Annotated in this window: 7 protein-coding genes; 1 reads left to right on the top strand and 6 read right to left on the bottom strand. The window is 69.1% G+C overall.

The window, feature by feature from the left end; translation table 11 throughout:
* Window positions 1-2,031 (top strand): TonB-dependent receptor (locus AC3WON_RS30830; RefSeq protein WP_492353452.1); only part of this gene is annotated, 2,031 nt, incomplete at its 5' end.
* A 22-nt stretch (window positions 2,032-2,053) separates the two neighbouring features.
* On the opposite strand, the gene AC3WON_RS30825 is transcribed toward AC3WON_RS30830, so the two are convergent.
* The 6 genes from AC3WON_RS30825 to AC3WON_RS30800 are packed head-to-tail and all read right to left on the bottom strand — an operon-like array spanning window position 2,054 to window position 6,125.
* Window positions 2,054-3,010: an MBL fold metallo-hydrolase gene (locus AC3WON_RS30825; protein ID WP_492320737.1), complete on the bottom strand. Its 957-nt coding sequence runs from the start codon at window positions 3,008-3,010 to the stop codon at window positions 2,054-2,056.
* Window positions 2,980-3,222: a DUF1289 domain-containing protein gene (locus AC3WON_RS30820; protein WP_085960184.1), complete on the bottom strand. Its 243-nt coding sequence runs from the start codon at window positions 3,220-3,222 to the stop codon at window positions 2,980-2,982. The genes AC3WON_RS30825 and AC3WON_RS30820 overlap by 31 nt, the downstream gene beginning before the upstream one ends.
* 21 nt (window positions 3,223-3,243) lie before the next feature.
* Window positions 3,244-3,672, bottom strand: a complete 429-nt coding sequence (locus tag AC3WON_RS30815) for a thioesterase family protein (protein ID WP_492353451.1) — start codon at window positions 3,670-3,672, stop codon at window positions 3,244-3,246.
* Window positions 3,669-4,169 carry a YbaK/EbsC family protein gene (locus tag AC3WON_RS30810; RefSeq protein ID WP_010813275.1) on the bottom strand — a complete coding sequence of 167 codons (501 nt, stop codon included), beginning with the start codon at window positions 4,167-4,169 and terminating at the stop codon, window positions 3,669-3,671. The genes AC3WON_RS30815 and AC3WON_RS30810 overlap by 4 nt, the downstream gene beginning before the upstream one ends.
* Window positions 4,170-4,210: 41 nt before the next feature.
* Entirely contained in the window at window positions 4,211-5,146 is a 936-nt protein-coding gene (locus AC3WON_RS30805; protein WP_010813274.1) for a hydroxymethylglutaryl-CoA lyase, read from the bottom strand.
* A 37-nt stretch (window positions 5,147-5,183) separates the two neighbouring features.
* Window positions 5,184-6,125: a 2-hydroxyacid dehydrogenase gene (locus tag AC3WON_RS30800; protein ID WP_492353450.1), complete on the bottom strand. Its 942-nt coding sequence runs from the start codon at window positions 6,123-6,125 to the stop codon at window positions 5,184-5,186.
* Window positions 6,126-6,233: the final 108 nt, after the last annotated feature.

Raw genomic sequence — 6,233 nt, 5'->3', positions numbered from 1 at the left:
GCCACCGCCACCGCCACCGCGCCAGCCGGCACCACGCTGCGCGAAGTCGTGGTCACCGCCAACCCGCTCGGCAGCGACCTCAACGACATGGTGGCGCCAGTATCGACGCTCGGCGGCGACGCCCTGGCCGTGCGCCAGGGCAGCACGCTGGGCGACACGCTCGACAAACTGCCCGGGGTCTCGTCCAGCTACTTCGGCCCCAATGCCAGCCGGCCGGTGATCCGCGGCCTGGACGGCGACCGCATCAAGGTGCTGCAGAACGGCGGCACCACCGTCGACGCCTCCACGCTGTCCTACGACCACGCCGTGCCGGTGGACCCGCTCGTGGCCGAGCGCATCGAGGTCGTGCGCGGCCCGGCGGCGCTGATGTACGGCGGCAACGCCATCGGCGGCGTGGTCAACGTGATCGACAACCGGATTCCGAAGGAGCCGATCGAAGGCATCGGCGGCGCGGTCGATGCCAGCGCCACCGCGGGCGGCGACCAGGCGCGCAACGCCAGCGCGCTGATCGAGGCCGGCAACGGCAAGTTCGCCGTCCACGCCGACGCCTTCGCGCGCAAGACCAGCGACCTGCGCATCCCCGGCTACGCCCGCAGCGACCGTCTGCGCACCGCCGATCCACTGCCCGAAGGCGAGACCGAAGCCTATGGCCGCCTGCCCAACACCAGCGCGCAGCAGGAAGGCGGCGCGATGGGCGGCTCCTACACCTGGGCCGATGGCTTCGTCGGCGCCAACTACAGCGCCTACCGCAATGAGTACGGCACGCCCGCCGAGGACGACGTGCGGCTGAAGATGCGGCAGGACCGCTTTGCGCTGGAAGGCGAGGCACGCAACCTGGCCGGCAACACCGCCGGCTGGCTCGAATCGGTCAAGGGCAAGTTCGGCTACACCGACTACGAACACAAGGAGATCGAGGGCGGCGAGACCGGCACGATCTTCAAGAACCGCGGCTGGGATGCGCGCCTGGAGGCCAGGCACGCAAAGATCGGCAACATGACGGGCGTGATCGGCACGCAGTTCGGCCATACCGACTTCTCGGCACTGGGCGAAGAGGCATTCGTGCCGAGCACCAATACGGATAACGCCGCGCTGTTCGTGTTCGAGGAACTGCCGCTGACCGCTTCCGGCGACCTCAAGCTGAACCTGGGCGGGCGCCTGGACCACAGCAGCATCAAGGCCAGCGCCAACGGCAACGACCGCTTTACCGATGCCAGCCGCAGCTTCAACGCCACCAGCGCGTCGGCCGGCCTGCTCTACAAGGTCAACCCGCTGTGGTCGCTGACCAGCAACCTGTCATACACCGAGCGCGCGCCGACCTTCTACGAGCTGTATGCCAACGGCCCCCACGTGGCCACCGGCGCGTGGGAGCTGGGCGATCCCAATGCCAACAAGGAACGGGCCACCTCTATCGACCTGGGCGTGCGCTTCAAGTCCGGCGCGCACAGCGCCGCCGTGTCGGGCTACTACAGCCGCTTCGCCAACTACCTGGCGCTGAACGCCACCGGCCGCACGCGTGACGAGGCGGGCGACGTGGTCGCCGCCGGCAGCCCGGACGCGCTGCCGGAGTTCCAGTACCTGGGTGTGCCGGCCACGCTGTACGGCTTCGAGGTGGAAGGCAAGACGCGCTTGCTGCAGAAAATGCTGACCACCAGCGACACGCTGGACTTCGAGGCCCGCGCCGACTACGTGCGCGGCGAGAACCGCGATACCGGCGAACCGCTGCCGCGGCTGGCACCGCTGCGCCTGGGCGGTGCACTGGTGTATGGCGCGGGCCCGTGGGGCGCGCGCGTCGACGTGACCTACGCCGCAAAGCAGACCCGCGTGCCGACCAACGACACGCCGACCGATGCCTATACGCTGCTGAGCCTGGCGCTGACCTACAAGTTCAAGGTGTCGGGCACGCAGACGCTGGTGTACCTGCGCGGCGACAACCTGACCAACCAGGATGCGCGCAACTCGGCGTCGATCCTGCGGGACATCGCGCCGCTGGCCGGGCGCAGTGTGAAGGTGGGGTTCAGGACGTCATTCTGAGGATGCAGGCAGGCGTGGTGAATCAATCCCGATTCACCACCCACGCCCCCTCCACCGCCAGCGCCTTCACTCCCGCCAGCGCGCGCACCGTCTGCGCGCAGATCTCGGCCATCTCCAGCCCCGGCATGAAGCGCTGGCGGATGCGCACCATCAGCGGCGCGGCTTCCATCCATGCCACCAGCGCGTCCTGGGCCATGCACTGCTGCTCCAGCAACTTGAACTTCACCAGCACCTTGACCGCATGGCTGGCATTGCGCGCCGGGTCGGCGCTCAGGTAGGCCAGGCGCCCCTGAGCGCGTTCGACCGCCGCCGCCACATCGGTAAACATCCGGCCGTGGCCCGGGATCACCAGCCGCGCGTCCAGTTGCGCGATCCGTTCCAGCACCGCCGCCTGCTCGGCGAAGCCGCTCTCGCCATCCAGCTCGGGGAAGATCACGCCGAAGCCGTTCTCCCACAGCGCATCGCCGGAAACCAGGATGCGCTCGGCCGGCGCGAACAGCATCACCGCATGCGGGTCATGGCCGGGGGCGGCCACGACTTGCCAGTCGATGCCGCCCAGGCGCAGCGTGTCGCCGTCGTTCAGCACGCTGTCGAAGGTGAAACGGTCGCACTGCTGGCCGGTGGCCTTGTAGCTGAGCGCTTCCGTATCCCACGCGGCAACGGCTGCGGCCTCGGCCGCGGGGATCGCGGTGCGCGGCTGCCAGCGTGCCTGCAGCGCGGCATTGCCGCCGCAGTGGTCGGAGTGGAGATGGGTATTGATCACGCGTGCGAGCGGCCGGCCCTGCAAGGCGGCCGCCACCAGCGCCACCGTCTGCGGCGCGTGGGTGACGTAGCCGGTATCGACCAGCACCGTATCGTCGCCCTCAACGAACAGGATATTGTTTGCCGACAGCCAGCCGCGCTCGAACACGCGCATGGTGGCCGGCAACTGCGGGACCGGGCGTTCGCTCAAGGGGATGTCTCCTCGCCTGCCAGCCATGCGGCGCGCTGCGGCAGCTGCGCCCAGATGCGGCGCTTGTCTTCATCGCCGGCGGACGACCAGCCGGCAATTTCTTCGATGGTGCGCAGGCAGCCCGCGCAGTAGCCGGTGGCCGGATCCATGCGGCAGACGTTGCGGCATGGCGACGGCACCGGCGAGGCCCGCTGCGCGGCGTCGGCCTGAGCGGCCAGCTCGGCAGGTGTGAGGGCCATGGCGTTGCGCTCGCTCGCCACTCAGCCCGCCGCGCGCGCGGCCTTGGCCGCCACTTTTTCGTTGAAGCGGCCGGCGTCGATCAGGTGGCGCTCATGCACGCCCTCGGAGATCTTGTCCTCGCCGTCCCAGGCGCTCAGCTGGAAGCGCAGGCGGCGCCCGTCCACCTCGACCAGTTCGCCCTTGACCATGACCGTCATGCCCGGCGGCGTCGGCGCCAGGTGCGAGAAGCTGACCAGCGTGCCGAGCGACTGCTCGCGCGGCCAGTCCAGGTGCTCGCGCAGCATCTGCAGGCAGGCGCATTCCATGATGCCGACCATATAGCCGGTGGCCAGCACGTCGGGCATCTCGGGGCAGCCCGGGATATCGTCGTACAGGCGCGGCACGGTGGCCTTGGGCGGCACCGTGTATTGCCAGCTGAAGGTCAGGCCGGGGCGCAGGTCGGGACTCATGCCACCGAGCCTGCCGCGACGTCGGCCACTTCGGCGCCCGTCATCTGCTGCAACTGGTGCGGCGTCAGGTTGAAGACCGCATGGGGATGCCCCGCCGCGGCCCACAAGCTGTCATAGCGGAACAGGTCCTGGTCCAGCAGCATCACCGGCGCCACCGCATGGCCGATCGGGCAGACGCCGCCGATGGCGTAGCCGGTCTTCTCGCGCACGAAGCGCGCGTCGGCCTTGCCCAGCGCGCCTACGCGCGCGGCCACCTTGGCCTCGTCGACGCGGTTGCTGCCGCTGGCGATCACCAGCACCGGCGCGTCGTCGGCCACGCGCCGGAAGATGATGGACTTGGCGATCTCGGCCACGCTGCAGCCCAGCCCCGCCGCGGCCTCGGCCGAGGTCTTGCCGGTGGCCGGCAGCATCACCACGGGCCGGTCATGGCCAAGCCCGGCCAGCAGGTCGGCCACGCGCTGCGCGGACTCGGGCAGCGCTTCGTCATTCACCGTCATGCGTACTTCTCCTTGTTCTGTGGCCCGCGCCTGATCCGCACTTACGCGCAGGCAGGCGCCGCATCGCTGGCGGCGGCCCACTTGGTCAGCAAGGCACGGCCCACGCGCGAGCTGTTGGCGCGGCCGATTGCCTGCGAGATATAGTCGCCGGTGCGCACCACCGCTTCCAGGTCGATGCCGGTGTGGATGCCCATGCCGTGCAGCATGTACAGCACATCCTCGGTCGCCACGTTGCCGGTCGCGCCCTTGGCGTACGGGCATCCGCCCAGCCCCGCCACCGACGCATGGAAGATCGAGATGCCCACTTCCAGGCTGGCCAGGATATTGGACAGCGCCTGCCCGTAGGTATCGTGGAAATGGCCCGACAGGCGGTCCAGCGCAAACTCCGCCGCCGCGGCGCGCATCACTTCCTGCACGCGCACGGGGGTGCCCACGCCGATGGTGTCGGCAATGTCGATCTCGTCGCAGCCCAGTTCGCGCATGCGCCGCACCACGTCGACCACCGCGTGCACCGGTACTTCGCCCTGGTACGGGCAGCCCAGCGCGCACGAGATGCTGCCGCGCAGGCGCACGCCCTTCTCCTTGGCTGCCGCTGCCACCGGCGCAAAGCGCGCGATCGACTCGGCGATCGAGCAGTTGATGTTCTTCTGCGAGAACGCCTCGCTGGCGGCGCCGAAGATCACGACCTCGTCGGCACCGGCCTCGATCGCGCCTTCAAACCCCTTCATGTTCGGCGTCAGCGCCGAAAACAGTGTGCCGGGCCGGCGCTGGATGCGCGCCATCACGTCGGCACCGTCGGCCATCTGCGGCACCCACTTGGGCGACACGAACGACGCGGCCTCGATATTGACGAAGCCGGCATCGGTCAGCTGGTTGATCAGCGCGACCTTGACCTCGGTCGGCACCATCGCCTTCTCGTTCTGCAGGCCGTCGCGCGGACCGACTTCAACGATCTTCACGTAGTTCGGCATGGTCATGGCTGTCTCCTGTCTTTGATTCGTATTGGTCGGGCGCTCAGTAGCCCCGCTGCACGTCGACCACGCCCGCGATCGGCTGGCCCGCGCGCAGCGCGCGGATCTTGCCGGCGATCTGCGCGATGCTGTCTTCGCGCAACGTGAGCGCCGAGATATGCGGCGTGACGGTGATGCGCGGCTCCTGCCAGAACGGGTGCTCGGCAGGCAGCGGCTCGGTGCGGAACACGTCGAGCGTGGCACCCGCAACCTGCCCCGACTGCACCGCGGCAAGCAGGTCTTCCTCGACCAGGTGCTGCCCGCGCGCGACGTTGATCACATACGCGCCCTGCGCCAGCCGCGCGAACAGCCCCGCGTTGAGGATGTTCTCGGTCTGCGGTGTCAGCGGCAGCACATTGACCAGCACGCGCAGGCCATCGAGGAACGGCGCCTGCCCGGCATCGCCGTAGAAGCCACTCACGCCTTCGATGGCGCGCGCGGTGCGGCTCCAGCCTCGCACCGGGAAGCTGAAGCCCGCCAGCGTGCGGGCGATATGCGTGCCGAGCGTGCCCACCCCCATCACGCCGACGGTGAAGTCCGCGCGGCGATGCGGCTTCAGGAATTTCCAGTTGCCGGCGCGCTGCTGGGCCTCGTAGGCGTCCATCTTGCGGAAATAGCGCAGCACGGCGTGGGTGACGTACTCGGCCATCTGCGCGGCCATGCCGGCATCGTCGAGCCGCACGATCGGCACGCCCGCGGGCAAGGCGTCAGGGGCTTCATCGCGCAGGCGCAGGATGCCGTCGACGCCGGCGCCCAGGTTGAACACCGCCTTCAGGTCGGTACGGCCACGCAGCATCTCCACCGGCGGGCGCCAGACCACGGCGTAGTCGGCCGGTTCGCCACGGCTGTCCTCCCACGTCACGCATTGCGCTTCGGGCAGTGCCTCGGCGAAGCCTGCGATCCAGGGGTCGTAGCGGCCATCGGGGACGTACAACTGCAACTTCATTTTGTCTCCAGGGGAATTCTGGTGGGGTTAAAGGCGTATTTTGGCAGAGGAACGGGCTTGGGGTTGGTTGGGGCAACGGTAACCGCGCCCCTGCCCCCTGTCGCGCTT

It is taken from the genome of Cupriavidus sp. FW305-46 (assembly GCF_058787075.1).
Note: the sequence above shows the minus strand (reverse complement) of the source record. Positions and strands in the feature narration are given on the sequence as shown.

Excerpts from the sequence above, each read along its gene's own strand:
- AC3WON_RS30825 (WP_492320737.1), bottom strand. The coding sequence starts at position 3,010 with ATGGCTGGCAGGCGAGGAGACATCCCCTTGAGCGAACGCCCGGTCCCG.
- AC3WON_RS30820 (WP_085960184.1), bottom strand. The coding sequence starts at position 3,222 with ATGGCCCTCACACCTGCCGAGCTGGCCGCTCAGGCCGACGCCGCGCAG.
- AC3WON_RS30815 (WP_492353451.1), bottom strand. The coding sequence starts at position 3,672 with ATGAGTCCCGACCTGCGCCCCGGCCTGACCTTCAGCTGGCAATACACG.
- AC3WON_RS30810 (WP_010813275.1), bottom strand. The coding sequence starts at position 4,169 with ATGACGGTGAATGACGAAGCGCTGCCCGAGTCCGCGCAGCGCGTGGCC.
- AC3WON_RS30805 (WP_010813274.1), bottom strand. The coding sequence starts at position 5,146 with ATGACCATGCCGAACTACGTGAAGATCGTTGAAGTCGGTCCGCGCGAC.
- AC3WON_RS30800 (WP_492353450.1), bottom strand. The coding sequence starts at position 6,125 with ATGAAGTTGCAGTTGTACGTCCCCGATGGCCGCTACGACCCCTGGATC.